Origin of the sequence: Streptomyces sp. ICC1, assembly GCF_003287935.1 — a bacterium.
Lineage (GTDB): Bacteria > Actinomycetota > Actinomycetes > Streptomycetales > Streptomycetaceae > Streptomyces > Streptomyces tritrimontium.
The window spans coordinates 7,430,632-7,448,836 of sequence record NZ_CP030287.1 but is presented as its reverse complement, the minus strand read 5'-3'; the positions used below and the strand labels follow the sequence as shown (position 1 = coordinate 7,448,836).

The following is an 18,205-nucleotide window of genomic DNA, read 5'->3' as shown; positions in this document are numbered from 1 at the left end:
TAGATCGTCGGCAGCGTCAGATAGTTGTGAGCGACAGGGTGGACCCACGCGTGCCCCGCGGGCCGCACCTCGAATGGACCGTGGTCGAAAGCGACATCGGCCCCCTGCTCCTGGCCGCGACCCCGGAAGGCCTGGTCAAGGTCGAGTTCCACGCCGGGCCGGACCGGGCCGAGAAGATGATCGGCGCACTGGTCTCCCGGCTCGGAGCCGACGCCTGGCGCCCGCCGCCGGGCGGAGAGGTCCTGCTGGCCGAGCCGGTGCGCCAGCTGACCGCGTACTTCGCCGGCACCCTGCGCCGCTTCGAGCTGCCGCTGGACTGGCGGCTCAGTTCCGGCTTCAACCGCCAGGTCCTGCTGGAGCTCGACCGCTCCGTGCCCTACGGGGCGGTCGTGGGGTACGGGGAGCTGGCCGCCCGGGCCGGGCAGCCCGGTGCGGCCCAGGCCGTCGGCAACGCGATGGGCTCGAACCCGCTTCCGCTGGTGGTGGCCTGCCACCGGGTCGTGGAGAACGACGGGGGCATCGGCGGATTCGGCGGCGGCGTCGAGACCAAGCGCCTGCTCCTCGCCCTGGAGGGCGTACTTCCGCGGCCGCTGTTCTGAGCGGGGCCCGCGCCGTGCTCCGCGCGGGCCCCCGCGCGCTCCCGGCAATCCGGTTCCGTCCGCCCGGCCGGGGGTGCGAAACTGCCGCGGTGACCACTCCCCCCGCCGCGCCCGCAGCCCCTCCGCACCCGTGTCAGGGGTGTACCGCGTGAGCACCGCGCCCCGCACCGACCGGCCGGCCGTGCCGGTCACCCCCGCCGACCTGCCCCGGTTGCGGCGCCGCACCTCCGGAGTGCTGATCGCCGGCCAGATCCTCGGCGGCATCGGCGTCCCCATCAGCATCGCGCTGGCCCCGGTGCTGGCCACCGAGGTCAGCGGCACGGAGTCGCTGTCCGGCTTCGCCTCCACCGCCGCGGTGATCGGCACCGCCGTCGTCTCGCTCCCGCTCGCCGCGCTGATGACCGCGCGCGGCCGCCGCCCCGGACTGGTCCTCGCCTACGTGATCGGCGCCGCCGGCGCGGCGCTCGTGGTCCTCGCCGCGGCGGTCAAGAGCTTCCCGCTCCTGATGCTCGGCATGGCCGCCTTCGGAGCGGCGTCCTCCGCCAACCTCCAGGCCCGCTTCGCGGCCGCGGACCTCGCCGAGCCCGACCGCCGGGCACGGGCCATCTCCATGGTCGTCTGGGCCTCCACCATCGGCGCGGTGCTCGGCCCCAACCTCTCCGCCCCCGCCAGCCGGAGCTTCGCCGGCACCTCCATACCCCAGACGGCGGGCCCCTTCGTGTGGGCCGGCGCCGTCTTCCTGCTCACCGCCGCGCTGATCGGCGTACTCCTGCGCCCGGACCCGCTGCTGACGGCCCGGGCGCTGTCCGCGCCCGAGGAGCAGACCCCCGCCGGGCGATCGCTGCGCGCCGGGTTCGCGGCCGTCAAGGCCTCCCCCAGGGCCCGGCTCGCGCTGGTCACCATCGCGGTGTCGCACACCACCATGGTCTCGATCATGGTGATGACCCCGGTCGACCTGGGGCACCACGGAGCCGGGCTCCAGCTCGTCGGGCTGGTCATCAGCGGGCACATCGCCGGCATGTTCGGCTTCTCGCCGGTGATGGGCTGGCTCGCGGACCGGATCGGCCGGCTGTCCGTGATCGGCCTGGCCGCCGGACTGCTGTCGGTCGCCGCGCTCCTCGCGGGCACGGCCGGCGGGAACCACGCGCAGAGCGCCGCCGGCCTCTTCCTGCTCGGCCTCGGCTGGTCCGCCGGCATGGTGTCCGGCTCCGCGCTGCTGACCGACTCCGTGCCCCAGCCCGCGCGTGCCGCCGTACAGGGCCTGGGCGACCTCACGATGAACACGGCCGCCGGTGTGGGCGGCGCCGCCTCCGGCCTGATCATGTCCCAGGCGGGCTACGGCTGGCTCAACGCGGTCGGCGCCGCCCTGCTGCTGCCGATGGCGGCGCTCGCGCTCTTCACCGCCCGCCGCCACCCGGTGAAGGCCGCGGACGGGGCCTGACGGGCCCGGTCGGTCAGTAGCTGATGTGGTAGGCCTTGCGGAGCGTCTCGTGGACGGTCCAGACGGTCTTGTCGCCCTCCCGCAGGACGCAGGCGGAGCCGGGCCCGACCTCGAGGGTCGCGCCGCCCTCCACCTCGATGGTGGCGCGGCCGCTGACCACCACGAACAGCTCGTCCGCCTCGGTGTCGGTGACCACGCCCGGGGTGATCTGCCAGATCCCGCGCACCTGCGAGCCGTCCGGCGCCTCCCACAGCACCTTGCCCGTCACGACGGGCGTGCCGGAGAGGATCTGCGCGGGGTCGAGGTCCTCCACTTCCAGCTCGGAGTCGGGGAGGTCCGCCACGGAGACGGCGAAGGAGGCGGGGGCGTCGCTGTGATCACTGGTGCTCATGGCCCGCCAGCCTAGTTCGGGGTCCCGCGCGCCGGGGGGAGCAGAGCGTCCAGCGCGCGCCCGCCCCACACGTCACCCTGTCGACCGGCGCCGGGCGACGAGGACGGCGGGCTCGTCGTGGAAACCGCGCGGGTCCCACCTGGTCAGGGAGGAGCACTACCCGGACAGGTTCGCGCCGGGCGGCGGCACCGCGTTTGGGGCCCCTGATCCCGTGCCAGGGATGGGGACATGTCACAGCACACAGCATCTGAGGTCACCGCCCCGGTCCCGGTCCTGTCGGACGAGGTGCGCGAGGCGCTCGCCCGCCGACGGCCCGTCGTGGCGCTGGAGTCCACGATCCTCGCCCACGGCCTGCCCCGGCCGCGCAATCTGGCGGTGGGCGCGGAACTGGAGGAGCTGGTCCGCTCCGAAGGGGCCGTCCCGGCGACGATCGCGGTCGTCGACGGGGTGGCGTACGCCGGGCTCGACAAGGCCCGCCTCGAACGGATCGCGGGCGGCGAGGGGGTGCGCAAGCTCGGCCACCGGGATCTGGCGCCCGCCCTGGCGACCGGGGCGACGGGCGCCACCACGGTCTCCGCCACGGCCTTCCTGGCCGCGCGGGCGGGCCTGCGGGTCTTCGCCACGGGCGGGCTGGGCGGCGTACACCGGGAGTGGACCCGGTCGCAGGACGAGTCGGCGGACCTGTCGCTGCTGGCGCGGACGCGGATCACGGTGGTGTGCGCGGGGGTGAAGTCGATCCTGGACGTGCCGGCGACCCTCCAGCGGCTGGAGACCCTGGGGATCGGGGTGCTCGGCTTCGGGACGGATCGTTTCCCCGGGTTCTACCTGGCCGATTCCGGCGAGCCGGTGGAGTGGACCGTGGACCGCCCGGAGCAGGTGGCGGCGGTGATGGCGGCCCAGGACTCCCTCGGGGGGCCTAAGTCGGCCCTGCTGGTGGCCAATCCGGTTCCGGAGGCGGAGCAGTTGGATCCGCGACTGCACGACCGGGTCCTGGCCGAGGCGCTGTCGGAGTGCCGGGAACGGGGGATCACGGGACAGGCGGTGACGCCGTTCCTGCTGGGGTTCCTGGTGCGTGCGACGGGCGGCGCCTCGCTGGAGGCCAACCTCGCGGCGGTACGGGGCAACGTGCGCCTCGGGGCCCGGATCGCGCGGGCCTGGGCGGCCCGCCCGTGACCGCCGCGCCCGGGGCCCTGCTGGTGGTCGGGGACGTGGTGACGGACGTGGTGGCGATCCACGCGCGGCCGCTGGCCCCGGCCACCGACACCCCGGCCCGGATCCGGACCCTGCCGGGCGGCGCCGGGGCCAACGCGGCCTGCTGGGCGGCCCGTGCCGGCACCGCGGAGGTGCGCCTCCTCGCGCGGGTCGGCGCCGAATCGGCCCGGTGGCACGAGCAGGCGCTGCTCGACGCGGGGGTGCGCCCGCGGCTGGTGGTCGATCCCGCCGAGCCGACCGGGACGGTGGTCGCGCTGGTGGACGGGGACGCGGAGCGCACGTTCCTGACCGACAGCGGGGCCGCGCTGCGCCTGTCCCCCGCCGACTGGGAGCCCGAGCTGCTGGACGGGGCCGCGCACCTGCACCTGTCCGGCTACCTGTTCTTCGCCGACACCAGCCGGGAACTGGCCCTGCTGGCGCTGCGGGCCGCCGGTGCGCGGGGGGTGCCGGTGAGCGTGGATCCCGCCTCGGCGGGGTTCCTGGCCGCGCTGGGTCCGGAGCGCTTCCTGGCCGCCGTCGCGGGGGCCGGCGTACTGCTGCCGAACGAGGACGAGGCCCTGTTGCTGGCGGGACTGGCGAAGGAGGCCGGTCCGGAGGGGGTGGCCCGGGCCGCGGCGGAGCTGAGCCGGCGGGTGCCGCTGGTGGTGGTGACCCGGGGCGCGGCCGGCGCGCTGATCGCCGAGGACGGCCGGGTGACGGCGGAGGTGGCGGCCGAATCGGCGCGGGCGGTGGACTCCACGGGCGCCGGGGACGCCTTCACCGGCGGGTTCCTCGCGGCCAGGCTGGCGGGGGCGGGCTCGGCGTGGGCCGCCGGGGCCGGGTGCCGGGCGGCGGCGCTGGCGGTGACCCGGCTGGGCGGGCGGCCGTAGGGGGACCCGGCGAGGTCCCGACGAGGTCCTGACGAGTCCTGACGAGTCCTGTCGAGATCCTGTCGAGTCCTGTCGAGATCCTGTCGAGGGAGACCGTACGGCCGCGCCGTTGGGTGTTACGACGACGTGTACTCCTGGTCCATCCAGTCGATCACGCCCGCGCCGTTCAGGTGGTAGCGGAAGACGCGGCCCTGGTCGGGGTGGGCGATCAGCCAGTCGATGAGCTGCTGGAGCGTGATCGGCTGGCTCACCGGGCTCGCGATGACCGGGGTGACGGCCGTGATCTTGGCGTCCTCGGCGATGTTGAGGAAGGTCTCCTTGCCCACCGTGTCGAAGGGGGCGGCGTCCATGCCGGGGGCGGCGCAGCCCCAGTTGCCGTGCTTGACGATCAGGCTGTGCACCCCGCCTTCGGGGGTGTAGCGGTAGACGGCCACCTCGTCGGGCGAGATCGGCATCTTGTGGTCGCAGTCGGAACCGGGCGCCGGGGTCTTGGCCTTGCCCGTCGCGGTGGCGCTCAGAGCCGGCTTCGGCGCGGACTTGGAGGGTGCCGTCGAGGCCGAGGGAGTGGCGGAGGGCGTGACCGCGGCCGTGGCCGTCGTGGTGGCGATGGGGCTCGGACCGGCGGCTCCCGCCCCGGTGTCCTCGTCGTCACCGCTGCAGCCGGTGAGGGCCAGGGTCCCGCACAGGGCGAGCACGGCGACCGCCGCCCGACCGCGCGTGCGTCTCCCGTCCCGAACTCGTACGACGTGTCCGCGCATTGCCGTCTCCCTCTGCCAAGGCGCCACCGGGGTGGCCGCCGTCGAAGCGTGCCGTCAACGTAGCGGGCTGTATCGGCCAGGGCGACGGCCGGAACCGTTCGTCACCTCGCCGGGATCCGGCTGTTGCCGTTCGCGGACCTCCGTGACGGGGCGCGGGCGCCCGGGGCCCTCGGCCGGGGTGCCCCGCGTCAGCCGCCGTGGCCCTCGCGCGGGCCCGTCCAGGCCGGGTGGCGCGGGTCGTCGGCCCGGACCAGGACGTCGGCCAGAGCCGCCGGGCCGGTCTCGGCCTCGTAGCGCGCGAAGGCGGGCAGGGTCCAGCGGGCGGACTCCTCGGTCCGCCGGGCGAGGGCCCCCGGGGAGAGGCTGATGTGGACGCTGAGGTCGAAGGGGAACCAGTGGCCCAGGAGCAGCGGGCCGTGCACGATCAGCACGCCGCCGGGCGGCAGTTCGGCGTAGGGGCTGCGGGTCGCCCGGTCGGTCGCCGGGTTCCAGAGGTCCGGCAGCACCCGGCCGCTGCCGCCGGGGTCGGTCGGGCCGAAGACCTCGCGCCAGAGCGCGGCCGTGTCGTACCAGCCCCCGAGGTAGGAGTCGACGTCCTCGCGCCCGAACTCGAAGCGCAGGGAGGCGGGGCGCAGGAAGCCCTCGGCCGCCACCACCAGGACCGGACGGCCGCGCGGGCGCAGCGCGTCGGCGAGCTCCCCGGCGAGCACGGCGGTACGGGCGGCGGGCGCGCCGTCGATGCCCACCCGCTGCCAGCCGGCCTCGCCGCCGCCTCCGCCGTTGTCGCCGTCGCCGCCCGCGGCGTCGTCGTCGAGGTGGTCGGCGAGCCGCTCGGCCATCCGCTGCCATGTGATCGATTCCAGCTGCACGAACCCATTGTCAGTGGCGCCGCCTAACGTTTTTGACGAGGGATCACCGGCGCACAGGGCCGGCGGCCCAACCTTGGGGAGGGGTCTGTCATGGCTCGGGAGACGACGTATCTGGAGCTGTCGCAGGACGACGGCGGTGCCCACAAGTTCTACGAGGTGACCGTCGACGGCACCGCCGTCTCGGTGCGGTACGGGCGCATCGGTGCGGACGGGCAGCTGCAGAACTCCTCCTTCCCGACCGTGGAGAAGGCGCGTGCGGCGGCCGCCAAGAAGGTCGGGGAGAAGGTCCGCAAGGGGTACGCCCCCGCGGTGCGGGGCGTCCGTGCGGCCCGGTCGGTCACGCGCCGCCAGGTGACGGCGACGCCCTCGACGGCGCGCGCGGCGGCCCCGGTGCTGTGGCGGTTCCGCACGGGTTCCTCGGCCTTCGGGATCCACGTGGACGAGGACCGCTGCTGGGTCGGCAACCAGGCCGGCGACGTCTACACGCTGAGCCACGGCGGTGAGGTGCTGGCCCGCTACTCACTGCCGGACGGGGTGAAGTGCCTGGTGGCGGACGAGTTCTGGATCTACGCGGGCTGTGACGACGGCACGGTCTACGACCTCTCGTCGAAGGTGCCGTTCGGCGCCTACGACATCGCGGCCGATGTGGACATCTTCTGGCTCGACATCCACGAGGGCGTGCTGAACGTGTCCGACCGCGACGGCGGGCTGACGGTGATCGACCACGAGGACGAGTTCCAGTGGTCGCGGCGCTCGGACGGCTCCAACGCCTGGATGGTGCGGGCTGACGAGCAGGCCGTCTACCACGGGCACAGCAAGGGCGTGACGGCCTACGCCCCCGACGGCGGGCGGCAGCTGTGGCACACGCCGACCAACGGCTCCGTGCTGTTCGGCTGGCAGGAGGACGACGCCGTGTACGCGGGCACCGGCCGCAACGCCGTGCAGCGGCTGTCGAAGGCGACGGGCGCGGTGGAGGCCTCGTACCGGTGCGACGCGGCGGTGTACTCGTGCGCGACCTCCCCGGACGGCCGGCACGTCTTCGCCGGCGACCTCGCGTCGTCGGTGTACTGCTTCGACGCCGACGGGCGGCGGCTGTGGAAGCTGGGCACCGGCAGCGGGGCCGCCCTGTCCATGCAGTACCTGGACGAGCGGCTGTACCTGGTGACCACCGACGGATCCCTGGTGTGCGTGGACGCGAGCGAGGCGGCGATCACCGCGGCCCGCGAGGGGTCGGTGCCGACCGCGGTGGACGTGAAGTCGGCGGCCGCCCTGCCCGTCTTCAGTCCGCCGGCCACGCCCGCCGCGGTGGCGACGGTGTCGGTGGCCTCGGTGCCCGCGGGAGGTGTGGTCGTGGAGTGCGTCCAGCAGGGCGGCCGGACGCGCGTCCAGGTGGTGTCGGGCGGCTTCGAGTCCTCCTGGAACGTGCAGTTCCCGCGCGGGATCCGGGAGGCCGGCGCCCGGTACGTGGTGGACGGGCTGCACGCGGCGTCCGGGGGCTTCTACCGCGTGCGCGGCGAGATACGCCGACTGGTCTGACCCGGTTCTGCGACCCGCGTTCACCGCGCGCGGGCCGGGCACGCGCAGGGCGTCGCCCCGGGCGGCGCCTCGGCGGGCAGCGCGAAGGGCTCGCCCTCGGCGAGGGCGGCGGTCACGTGGAGCACGACGGGCCCCCTGCCCAGGTTGCGGCCGAGGTGGACGTGCCGGATGCCCGCCGGCTCCACGAAGGCGGCTCCGACGTGGTGCACCTCGACCGTGCCGTCCCACAGGATCCGGGTCAGGGTCCCGGCCTTGACCACCGCGATCAGGGGGACGCGGTGGTAGTGCCAGCCGGTGCAGCCGCCCGGCTCTATCGTGATCTCTCTCGCCACGAGATCGGAGGCGGCCTCCGCCTTGGGGCGTCGAACCGCCGCCTGGGGGCGTCGCGCCGTCGCCTGTCGTCCAGCCATGTCTTCCTCCTCCATGAGCCCGCCTCGGCCCACTCGGCTCACGCTAGGAGGACACCATGAGGTCGGGGAAGACTCTGTGAAAGCGCAACTACCCATACTTACAAGGTGATATACGACCCGGACAGCGGTATCACATCGACATGAGCCTGGTCGTTTTCGAGTCGATGAAGCAGATCCACTGCGCGGAGTGCAGGCAGGGACCGCTACGGCACCTCGTCCGGGAGGCCGGAGTGCCCCGCTGCCTGGACTGCGCCGACCTCGGACACCTCGTCTACCTGCCGCGCGGCGACACGGCCCTCACGCGCCGCGCCCACGAGGCGAGTTCGCTCTCGGCCGTCGTCGTCCGCTTCCACCGGCGGCGCCGCCGCTACGAGCGCCAGGGGCTGTTCGTCGAGGACGCGGCCCTCGCCCGCGCGGAGCGCGCCTGCCTCGCGGACGCCGAGGCACGGGCCCGCCGCAGGGAGCGCGACCGGCTGCGTCGCGCGGCCGAGGACACCCGGTTCACGGCGGCCTTCTCCGCCGAGATCCTGCGCCTGTTCCCCGGGTGCCCCGCCGACCGGGCGCGGGCCATCGCCGCGCACGCCTCGGTGCGCGGCAGCGGCCGGGTGGGGCGCAGCGCGGCCGGCCGGGCCCTGGACGAGGAGGCCGTGTCGGCGGCGGTACGGGCGGCGGTGCGCCACCTCGACACGGAGTACGACGCCCTGCTGATGTCGGGCGTCCCCCGCTTCGCCGCCCGGGCCCGGCTGCGGCCGCACATCGACGCCGTCCTGGACGGCTGGCGGTCGCGGGAGTGGGCGGCCTCGCTCACGCCGACGCGGAAGCGGGCGGACGGGCCGAGCGCTCGCCGGGGGTGCTGTCGGGGAACCTGGTGCAACTGCCGGTGCACACCCCGGTCAGCGCGTCGGGGTCGGGACCGCCGGATCCGTCGTCTGGTAGGCGGTGTTGGAGGTGAACCACACGGAGCCCGTGAAGTCCCCGTACGTGTCGGATCCGAACGCCTTGCGGCACACCACCGTCAGGTCGTAGCGGCCCTCCAGGACGCTGAAGCCGGCCTCGTTCGCGTAGTCGCGCATGGTCATCGTCAGCGGGACGTTGATGCCGCCGGACGGCGCCTGCCCGTAGGTGGATATCGGCGAGTTGCCCACCACGTTCTTGCCCTCGGCCGGGAAGCCCTTGCCGGCCACCTTGACCAGGATGTTCGTGGCGGGCGCCGGGCAGGCGGCCGACGTGGTCAGGTCGATGCTGCTGGTGTCCGCGCCGGTGGCCGGGTTGACCGTCGCCGAGCCGGCCGGGGCGGCCTGGGCCGCCGTGGGCGAGGTCAGGGCCAGGCCCGCGAGGGCGGCGGCGACCGCGCTCGCGGCGACGGCCGCGGATCGCCGGCCGGGACGTGTGAACTGCACGATGGGCTCCTTGGGTGCGTGCTGGCGGTTGTTCGGTTCAGAGGTGTTGCGCCGGCGGGCCGACGCGGTGGCCGCGGCCCGGGCCAGGCGCCTGCGGCGCCGGACCCACAGCCCGCCCCCGGTGATCACGAGGACCACCGCGAGCAGCGTCCACGGGACCGTCCACAGCGACACCGAGCGGGTCAGGGACGGAAGCTTGGGGTCCACGCCGTCGCGGGCCGCGACCGGCTGGACGGAGACGACGGCGGAGGAGCGCACCACGGGGGCCACGCCGTCGGCCTTGGCGGTGATGGTCAGCGAGCTGCCGGGCAGCAGGTCGCCGAGGTCCCCCAGGCCGCCGGCGGTGACGGAGGTGCCGAACAGGCCGTTGACGCGGACGGCCTGCCGGGCGCCGAGCCGGACGTTGCCGGTGTTGCGCAGGGTGTACGTCACGGTGGCCGAGCCGGCGGCGAAGGGGTTGGCGGTGCCCTCGTAGGCGGCGCTGACCTGCTGGACCTCCAGGCGGGGGGTCAGGGTCCCGGCGGCGCGGATGTAGACGCGGGCGCCGACCCGCTGGTCGAGCTTGACCTTGTTGCCCTGGGCGTCCTGGCCGCCGCCGGGCAGTGAGGCGACGATGCCTCCGGTGTGGTCGCCGGGGGTGACGTCGCGGGGCACGCTGACGGTGAAGGGCACGAGGACGTTGCCCTTGGGCGGGACGGTGACCTGGTCCTTCTCCAGCTTGATCCAGCTGCCCGCGTCCTTGGGGGCCTGGCCGGCCGGGAGGAGGTCGAAGCCGCCGTCGACGGTGTTGACCGCGTCGCTCGCGTAGACGGCGAGGGTGAGCGATTCCTCGCCGTAGTTCCAGACGGCGATCTGGTCGCGCATCCCGGCACCGCCGGTCACCCCGTAGGAGAAGTGCGGGCGCGCGTCGGGCCCCTTCGGGCCGGCCGGCTGCACGCCGAAGGTGGACTTGCGGTCCTCGGCGCCGGCGGCCGGGGCCGTCGTCGCGGCCCGCGCGGTCGGTACGACGGACAGCGCGAGCAGGACGGCGAGGAGCAGGGCGGCCGTGTGCCGCGCCCCGGCGGGGCGGCGGCCGCGCCGGGCGGCGGGGTCGGTGCAGGTCATGGCTCGGGCGTCCGATCCGGAGAAGGGGGCGGCGGGTGCGGCGAGTTGTGGTGGGCGGAGCGGCACGGCTCCAGGCGTCAGGGGCGGGTCGGAGCGGGCCGCGCGGGCAGCGCGGTCCGCCCCGGCCCGGGGCTCACGCCTGGATCAGATGGCGGTGAGCGTGAGGGTCGCGGAGTACGTGCCGGACACCGTGGAGGTCGGGACGTTCAGGGCGAGGTCGGCGCCGAAGTGCGCGGTGCCGAGGCCGGTGCCGTTGGCCAGCGTGCGGGCGGACTTGAGGCCCGCCGTGCCCGCGTCGCCGGTGGCGGCTCCGTGCGCGGCGGCGACGGCGGAACCGGCCGTCACCGTCTGCGCGGGCGCCTTGTCGACGAGCTTCGGGGACCAGCCGAGGTTCTGGCCGTTGATGGCGTGCGTGGCACCGTCGGAGAAGTCGGTGACCTGGCCGCTGACGGTCCAGCCCGGGTTTCCGGCGCGGGTGTCGGTGAGGGTGACCGGGTTGATGGACCCGGCGGTGGTCAGCAGGTCGCCGTCGGCGTTGAGCACCGGCGAGGGCAGCGTGACCTGCGGGTTGGCGACGCTGATGACGAGCGCGCCCGAGTTGACGGTCGTGGTGATGGTCTCGGAGGCGGAGACGCCGGTGAAGGCGCCCACCACGTAGGGGATCGCGCCCGAGTCGGAGCCGGTGAAGGCGCCCGCGTCGGCCGGCACGAACACCGCGGTGAAGGAGTGGCTGCCCACCGGGAGGCTGCTGGTGGTGAGGGTGGCGCTGCCGCCCGCGACCGGGACGGTGCCCAGGGTGAGGGTGCTGCCGCCGACGGTGTCGGTGAACTTCACGGCTCCCGCGGCGCCCGCGGGGGTGACCGTGCCGGTCAGGGTCACCGGGCTGAACTGCGGCGCGGTGGCGGCCGGGGAGACGGCCAGGGCGGTGGTGGTGGCCGTGGCCGGGACGGCCGCGACCGCGTAGGAGACCACCGCGGAGGACGAGCCGTTGTACGAGGCGCTCGCCGGGGTGAAGACGGCGGTCAGGCCGTGCGTGCCGGCGGCCAGGTTGGAGGTGGTGAGCGCGGCCGTGCCGTTGTTCACCGTGACGGCCGTGCCGAGGTCGCCCGCGCCGTCCTTGAACTGGACGGTGCCGCCGGCGGCGGCCGGGGCGACGGTGGCGGTGAGGGTGACCGGGGTGCCCGCCTGGGCGGGGCCGGCCGGGGTGACCGCGAGCGAGGTGGTGGTGTCGGTCTTCACGGCCGGGTCGGTGTTCTGGTAGGCCGTGTTCGAGGTGAACCAGACGGCGCCCGTGTAGTCGCCGAGGCTGGTGCCGTTGAAGGCGGTCCGGCAGATGACCGTGAAGTCGTACTTGCCCTGCAGGGTGGTGAAGCCGGCCTGGCTGGCGTAGTCCCGCATCGTGGAGGTCAGCGGGATGACCATGCCGCCGTTCGGGGCGGTCGGGTAGGTCCCGACGGGCGAGTTGCCGACCACGTTCAGGCCGCCGGCCGGGAAGCCGGAGCCCTCCACCTTGACCAGCACGTTGGTGGCGCCGGCCGGGCAGGCGCCCGAGGTGGTGAAGGCGATGCCGGACGTGTCCGCGCCGGTCGCCGGGTTGACCTCGATGGTGCCGATCGGGGCGGCGTACGCGGCGCTCGCGCCGGCCAGACCCGCCGCGAAGGCGGTGGTCAGGGCGGCGACGCCGAGGGCCAGGGCCCGTGCCGCCCGGGAGGTGTTCAGCCTGTTCTTCAGCACAGCGTCTCCAGAATCAGTGGATCAGGCGCGGGGATCAGGACGTTCAGGGTGTTCAGGGTGTTCAGGGCGTTCACGGGTTCACGGGGTCTGCTTGGTGGTGTCGCCGCAGTTCGGGTTGGTGGCGAAGCCGTACGTGTTGATCACCGAGGTCTGCTTGCAGATCTCGGAGGTGGAGCCGACGAAGACGGTGCTCCACGGCGCGACGGCGACCTTGCTGGTCGGAATGACGTTGTAGACGTCGCGCTTCACGCCGAAGCCGCTGTTGAGCACGGTGGGAGCGAGGCCGTCGACCGTGCCGAGGATGGCGCGGCCGCGCAGGTCGGCGATCGTCTGCGAGGACTGCGCCTGGTACTGGGCGATGGAGAAGGGCACGATCGACTTGTCGTCGAGGACGCGGCCGTCGTGCTCCTGCACCGGGGTGGTGCCCTTCTTGTCCTTGACGCAGGGGTAGACGCCCGCGACGACGTCGGCGTCGGTGATCCCCATCTGGGACTCCCAGAAGCTGCGGGTGCCCGAGCCGGCCTGCGGCAGGTAGACGGTCATGTCGTAGTTGGGGCCCGCGCCCACGTAGTTCGGGTCGCAGTGGTAGATCGCCTTCAGGTCGGTCAGCGAGAGCTTGCGCGGGATCGCCGAACCGGGGGTGATGGCGTAGCTGACGCCGTCGACCGCGAAGGGGACGTACGTCAGGCCCGGGGCCGCGGCCGCGAGGTTCAGCGCGGAGGAGCGCGCGAAGTCCAGACAGCCGTTGTTCGCCTGGAGCGAGGTGAGCAGCGCGGAGCGGCCGGCGCCCGAGCCGTTCGGCCGGGCGATGGTGCAGTTCGGGTTGACCGCCGGGTCCTTGGTGGTGACGTTCGCGGAACCGGTGGCGTCGTAGGAGCCGATGACCTTCTGGCCGTTGACCGTGATGGCCGCGGCCAGGCCGTTCATGACGTCCTGGGTGGTGTCGGAGCCGACGCCGGAGAGCTGGCGGTACGGCGGCGGGCCCGCCGGGTCGGCGGCGGCGAGGCCGGCGCCGGCGGTGCCGGCCGCGAGGGCGGCTGCGGCGACGGCGAAGGCGATCTTCTTCTTGTTCACTCGGGAATACCCCTCAGCTAGGCTGCGCCCCGGGTGGTGCCCGGCACGCGTGGAATGCGGTTCCGTTGGCGCGGATTGGTTCGACAGTCGTTGCCGGGCATCACCTCCCTTCGTCGCGCGGAGCCGGCGGGCTCCAGTCCCGCGGGCCCGGCTTCTCGTGGAGGACCCGGTCCGCCGGGAGCGGCGGCGGATCCGAGGGGCCGGCGGCCCCGCCGCGCAGCGCCCCGAGCCACGAAAGGGCCCGGGGCAGGAGGCGCGGGAGCAGCGGTCCCGCGAAGGCCGCGAGCGCGCCCACGATCAGGCAGACCAGCAGGACGTCGCGGATCGCCCCGACCACCCAGCGCGGGGTGGACCCGGCCGCCTCGGCGGCCGGGGCGCCCGTGGCCCCGGGGCCGCCCGTCGTGGCGGGCGGGGCTCCGGGTGCGGCGGGGGCCGGTGCGGGCGCGCCGCCCTGGGCGGAGCCGGCGCCCGCCGTCGAAGCCCCCGCGGCGGAGGTCCCGGTACCGGCCGGGCCGGATCCCGAGGAGGCCTGGGAGCCGCCCGCGGTGGCCGACGTACCGTTCGAGGAGCCTGATCCGCCCGACGCGGCGCCCTCCTCGGAGGGCTTCTTGCCCGCTTCGGAGCCCACCCGCCCGGCCGCGGCCCGGGTCTGGGCGCGCAGGGCCTCGGGCAGCGGGGCGTAGCCGGGCGGCAGGCTGCCGGCGGCCACGCCCGGGCTCTGGCCCCGGTCGGCCGCGTAGGCCAGCAGGGCGCCGTAGTCCTTGCCCTCCGCGACGGTGAGGTCGGCGGGCACGGTCGCGGCGTACGTGAGGACCGTGAGCGGGTAGGCCGCCGGATCGGTGGCCGCGGGGTCGGGGGTGCTCACCCCGTCCGCCCCGGGCTTGCGGGCGTTCGCGGCGGCGATGAGGGCGGCCGGCTCGGGGGCGGTGAACCGGCCGGCCGCGTTCAGCAGTTCGGCGCGCACCAGGCCGTACCGGTCGGCGGTGGCGGTGTCGGTGACGGCGAGCACGGCGCGCAGTCCGGCCGGCTGCGGCGGGTCCTTCTTGTAGGCGGGAGGGGTGGCGGTGGCGTCCCAGGAGGTGCGGGCCAGGGTGTCGCCCCGGCTCGCGGCGCGTGCGGCGGCGTGCATGTCCGTGGCGTAGGGGTGCTTGTCCTGGACGCAGAGCGGGAAGTTCGGGCGGTCGTCGAAGGGCTGGCAGAAGGGGTCGCTCTTGGGGAAGGTGTCGGTCGGCAGGCTGATCCCCTTGTAGTTCGGGTTCACCGCCATGCCGGCGTACGAGGCGTCCCCGTGGGCCCCCGCGTTGTCGGGCACTCCGCTGAGGAACTCCCGGGCCTCCGGGTCCCGCGCCACCCACTCCCACAGCTGGCGGGTGGTGTCGGCGAGCGGCTGCGGTACGAGCGCGTCGCCGAGCTTGCCGCCGAAGTCGAGGCCCGCGTAGGCGGGGTTGTGCCGCAGGAACTCCGGGTCCCGGCCGAGGTTCTCGGGGTTCTTCGCGGTGCTCTCGGCGAAGCGGGAGTTGCCGTCCTTGTACGACTCGGTCAGCAGCTTCGCCACGAGGCGCGGGGTCAGCCGCAGGGAGCCGAGCCGGGTGCCGTTGCGCGCCCTGACCTCCTCCGGGGCCTGGAATCCGGCCTGGCTCTCGATGAAGAAGCCGAGGGTGATGCCGGAGAGGGCGACGGGCGCGTACACGGGCTTGCGGGCGGCGTCGGCCGGCGCCGCCCGGCCGAGGTAGACCAGCCCGGGGGCTCCGGAGAGCAGTTTGACGCGGGCCGTCTCGTCGGGGACCTGGGCGTAGCCGTAGACGGCCTTGCCGCCGGTCTGGCACAGGGCGGGCTGCCAGCGGGTGACGGCCTCGGCGGCCATCTCGCTGCCGATGGTGCCGCGTTCCTCGGCGCCGATGGGGCAGTAGTCGCCGATGGGTTCGAAGCCGAGGGGGACGGCGATGCGCTGCTTCCAGTTGGCCGGGCTGAGCGGGGAGGACTGGAGCTGTCCGCCGGACTGGCCGGTGTACGGGCTGCCGTCGATCTCGTGGGTGCCGCGCGGCACGACGACCAGCCAGCAGCCGCGGCCGGTCACGGCCCCCCGTGCGTCGCGGAGGGCGGATCCGCAGCCGAGTCCGGGGGCCTCGACGGCGGTCTGGGTCTCGAACCAGACCTCGCCGGCGCCGCGGGCGTTGGTTCGGGCGTAGGGGACCTCGTTGGTGCTGTTGACGTCGAAGAACTCGTTCCAGTTGCCCTGGCTGACGGGGTCCCCGCCGACCGTGCGGAAGGGGGCGTACGAGATCCCGCTCGGGGTGGCGGGCGGCAGCGGCAGGTGCTCGCCGTCCTGGAGGTTGGCCCCGTAGTTGAGCTGGCGGCTGTTGGTGTAGGCGCCGGCGGCCTGGTTGCCCGCTCCGGCCCCGAGGGCGGAGGAGCCGCCGAACTGGCACTGGTCGGTGGTGGGGCCGGTCTGCGCGTCGCCCCAGCACTGCATGATCTGGAGGTAGTTCGCGTGGTACGCGGTGTCCGAGACGGTGGTCGCGCCGCCGGTCCACGAGACCTTGACGACCTGGTCGACGAGGTTGCGGGTCTGGCTGACGGTCACCTTGAGGGCGGCGAAGTCCCCGGTTCCGGACACGGTGGCCGCGGAGCCCGGGTCCGCGCCGGCGGCGTAGGCGGGCTGCGCGCCCAGGCCGCCGGGGCCGGCCGCGGCGACCACGGGGAGCAGCACCAGGCACAGCGAGCCGAGCAGCAGCCGGATCCGGCGCGGGGCCCGCAGGAGGGCCGCGGGGCGCGTCAGTTGGGTCGCGGTGCGCGTCAGTTGGGTCGCGGTGCGCATCAGGAGCCGCCTGCCGTGCGCCGGTGCCGGGTCATGTGCCGGGTGACCAGCGGCGGGGCGACGGTCACCGCGAGCAGGATCAGGGCGCCGAGCACCATCAGGACGGTCTGCAGGGAACCGCCGATGCCGTTCGCGGTGGTGACGGGTATCCCGAACAGGTCGCCCGCCCCGGCCGCGAGCGGGCGGCCCGTCTGCGGGTCGACTCCCCCGGTGTCGGCGCCGCCGGACGCGGCGGCCGCGCCGTCTCCCGTACCGCCGTCGGCCGCGGCGCCGCCCGTCGCGCCGGCGGAACCCGCGCCGCCGTCACCCGTACCGCCCGTGCCCGGTCCGCCCGTGCCCGTGGCGCCGCCGGAGGCCGCGCCGCCCGCGCCCGTGGCACCTCCCGAGCCGGAGCCGCCCGAGGCGCTGCCGGTCTGGGTGGGCGTCTTGTTGCCGCCGGTGCCGGTCTCGCACTGGGTGGCACCCCGCTTGTCGCAGTCGGGTGGCTGCGGGGCGGTCTGGGCGAGGGTGTTGGTGCCGTCGGCGGAGAAGGTGGGGTTCTTGCAGTTCTTGATGTCGATGTTCGCCACGGTCACGCCGGGGATGCGGCGGACCTGTTCCAGACCGGCCTGGACGAGGTTGACGGGCAGCGGAGAGTACCCGAGCCGGTCGACCGAGCGCTGTCCCTCGCAGAGGAAGTAGTAGGCGAAGGCGCCGAGCGCCTTGCCCTTCTGCGGGTTGAAGTTCGACTCCTGCGCGGTCGGGATGATCATGTAGCTGTAGCTGGAGAGCGGGTAGGTGCGGTTGTCGGTGCCCGCGTAGACCCCGTCCAGCTTCTGGGTGAGGTCGGACTCGATCCGCGCCTTGCCGAGGGAGACCGCGACGTTCTGGGCGGTGGGCTCGGTGTAGTAGCCCGCCTCGTTGAGGATCTTGGCCACGGGGAAGCCCGTCGTGGAGACCGCGTAGGAGTACTCCACGTAGGTGATGGTGCCGATGTTGCCCTCTTGGGCGACGTAGCCGGAGACCCCGTTGGATCCGGACTGCCCCACGAACCCGCGGCTGGTGGGAAAGTTGGAGGTCTCCCCGCAGGGGGTGGTACGGCCGGCCTTGGCGCAGTAGGCGTCCCACAGCGATCCGTGGCGGGTGCTCAGCCACTTGGTCAGCTGGGCCGTCGTGCCCGAGCCGTCGGAGCGGACGACGGGGACGATCTTGCGGGCGGGGAGGGAGGCGGCGAGCGCCGGGTTGTCGGCCTTGATGGCCGCGTCGTTCCACGTGGTGATCACGCCGGTGAAGATCTTGGCGACGACCTCGCCGGAGAGCCTCAGGTTGGTGACGCGGCGGTTGCCGATCTTGAGGTTGTACATGAAGGCCGTGCCGCCCGCGACGATCGGCATGTAGCTGAACTTGCGCGAGGGTGGCGGGTCGACGACCCCGGAGTCCTTGATCCCGTAGGGGATCTCGGAGACCGCGAAGTCGACGGTGCCGTTGCGGAACTGGTTGCGGCCGTCGGACGATCCCGTACCGCTGTAGTTGACGGTCATGCCGTACTGCTTGACGTTGGCACGCCACTGGTCGAGGGCGTTCTGGCTCCAGGTGGAACCGGCGCCGGAGACCGGTACGTAGCTTTCGGCGGCGGCGGGCGCCGCGCCGGGCAGGGCGGCGGCCAACACGGCCAGGAGCAGCGCGAGTCCGCGGACGAGGAAGCGTGCGCGCACGCCCGAGGGGGCGCGCACGGGGTATGCCGGGGGTCGTCCGGGCATCGGGAACTCTCCTGATCGGTGACAGATCGTACGAATGGACGCGCGCGGCCCGTCTGGGGCGGGCGGGGACGGGGGGCCGGGCATGGGGCAGCGGCTGGGTGGCGGGGTCCGCGGGGCGGGTGGCCCGGTGGGGCCAGGATCCGCTCCACAGGCCGGCCCGGCGGTAGGAGCGCTGGTCGGTGACCTGCTTGCTGATCCGGCCGTTCTCGGTGGCCGTGCCGCCCGAGGGGGCGTCGTAGTACGCGTTGGAG

Annotated in this window: 14 protein-coding genes and 1 pseudogene; 6 read left to right on the top strand and 9 right to left on the bottom strand. The window is 74.4% G+C overall.

All coding sequences use genetic code 11. The features are described from left to right. Window positions 1-50 precede the first annotated feature (50 nt). Together DRB96_RS34775 and DRB96_RS34770 are read left to right on the top strand one after the other, a co-directional pair. Window positions 51-599, top strand: coding sequence for a methylated-DNA--[protein]-cysteine S-methyltransferase (locus DRB96_RS34775; RefSeq protein ID WP_239517796.1), 549 nt, complete (start codon window positions 51-53; stop codon window positions 597-599). 148 nt (window positions 600-747) lie between these two features. Then, entirely contained in the window at window positions 748-2,040 is a 1,293-nt protein-coding gene (locus DRB96_RS34770; protein WP_112454097.1) for an MFS transporter, read from the top strand. A gap of 13 nt (window positions 2,041-2,053) precedes the next feature. Here DRB96_RS34770 and DRB96_RS34765 read toward each other — a convergent pair whose 3' ends face one another. Then, a complete protein-coding gene (locus tag DRB96_RS34765) occupies window positions 2,054-2,431 on the bottom strand; it encodes a cupin domain-containing protein (RefSeq protein ID WP_112452012.1) in 378 nt (125 codons plus the stop codon). Between the two features lie 228 nt (window positions 2,432-2,659). Here DRB96_RS34765 and DRB96_RS34760 point away from each other — a divergent pair, with 228 nt between their 5' ends. Together DRB96_RS34760 and DRB96_RS34755 are read left to right on the top strand one after the other, a co-directional pair. Further along, window positions 2,660-3,604, top strand: a complete 945-nt coding sequence (locus tag DRB96_RS34760) for a pseudouridine-5'-phosphate glycosidase (protein ID WP_112452011.1) — start codon at window positions 2,660-2,662, stop codon at window positions 3,602-3,604. Further along, window positions 3,601-4,512: a PfkB family carbohydrate kinase gene (locus DRB96_RS34755; RefSeq protein ID WP_112452010.1), complete on the top strand. Its 912-nt coding sequence runs from the start codon at window positions 3,601-3,603 to the stop codon at window positions 4,510-4,512. Before DRB96_RS34760 ends, DRB96_RS34755 begins: the two co-directional genes overlap by 4 nt. 116 nt (window positions 4,513-4,628) lie before the next feature. On the opposite strand, the gene DRB96_RS34750 is transcribed toward DRB96_RS34755, so the two are convergent. Both DRB96_RS34750 and DRB96_RS34745 read right to left on the bottom strand, forming a co-directional pair. After that, entirely contained in the window at window positions 4,629-5,270 is a 642-nt protein-coding gene (locus DRB96_RS34750) for a hypothetical protein (protein ID WP_112452009.1), read from the bottom strand. A gap of 188 nt (window positions 5,271-5,458) precedes the next feature. Beyond that, a complete protein-coding gene (locus DRB96_RS34745) occupies window positions 5,459-6,139 on the bottom strand; it encodes a uridine kinase (RefSeq protein ID WP_112452008.1) in 681 nt (226 codons plus the stop codon). Between the two features lie 90 nt (window positions 6,140-6,229). On the opposite strand from DRB96_RS34745, the gene DRB96_RS34740 reads away from it, so the two are divergent. Next, window positions 6,230-7,675, top strand: a complete 1,446-nt coding sequence (locus DRB96_RS34740; RefSeq protein ID WP_112452007.1) for a WGR domain-containing protein — start codon at window positions 6,230-6,232, stop codon at window positions 7,673-7,675. Between the two features lie 20 nt (window positions 7,676-7,695). On the opposite strand, the gene DRB96_RS34735 is transcribed toward DRB96_RS34740, so the two are convergent. Next, complete coding sequence (locus DRB96_RS34735) at window positions 7,696-8,085, bottom strand: cupin domain-containing protein (RefSeq protein WP_162688919.1); 390 nt, start codon at window positions 8,083-8,085, stop codon at window positions 7,696-7,698. Window positions 8,086-8,225: 140 nt separating this feature from the next. Between DRB96_RS34735 and DRB96_RS34730 the strand changes: the two are divergent. Next, window positions 8,226-8,870: pseudogene (locus DRB96_RS34730) on the top strand (DUF2293 domain-containing protein); the annotation flags it as partial. Window positions 8,871-8,978: 108 nt separating this feature from the next. Here the strand turns inward: DRB96_RS34730 and DRB96_RS34720 are convergent. The 5 genes from DRB96_RS34720 to pstS form a co-directional block, all read right to left on the bottom strand. Further along, a complete protein-coding gene (locus DRB96_RS34720; protein WP_112452004.1) occupies window positions 8,979-10,589 on the bottom strand; it encodes a DUF916 domain-containing protein in 1,611 nt (536 codons plus the stop codon). 144 nt (window positions 10,590-10,733) lie between these two features. Further along, a complete protein-coding gene (locus tag DRB96_RS34715; protein WP_204357889.1) occupies window positions 10,734-12,323 on the bottom strand; it encodes an Ig-like domain-containing protein in 1,590 nt (529 codons plus the stop codon). 78 nt (window positions 12,324-12,401) lie between these two features. Then, window positions 12,402-13,397: a substrate-binding domain-containing protein gene (locus DRB96_RS34710; RefSeq protein WP_112452003.1), complete on the bottom strand. Its 996-nt coding sequence runs from the start codon at window positions 13,395-13,397 to the stop codon at window positions 12,402-12,404. 100 nt (window positions 13,398-13,497) lie between these two features. Further along, complete coding sequence (locus DRB96_RS46120) at window positions 13,498-16,215, bottom strand: hypothetical protein (RefSeq protein WP_112452002.1); 2,718 nt, start codon at window positions 16,213-16,215, stop codon at window positions 13,498-13,500. Beyond that, complete coding sequence (gene pstS, locus DRB96_RS34700; RefSeq protein ID WP_112452001.1) at window positions 16,215-17,954, bottom strand: phosphate ABC transporter substrate-binding protein PstS; 1,740 nt, start codon at window positions 17,952-17,954, stop codon at window positions 16,215-16,217. The genes DRB96_RS46120 and pstS overlap by 1 nt, the downstream gene beginning before the upstream one ends. Window positions 17,955-18,205: the final 251 nt, after the last annotated feature.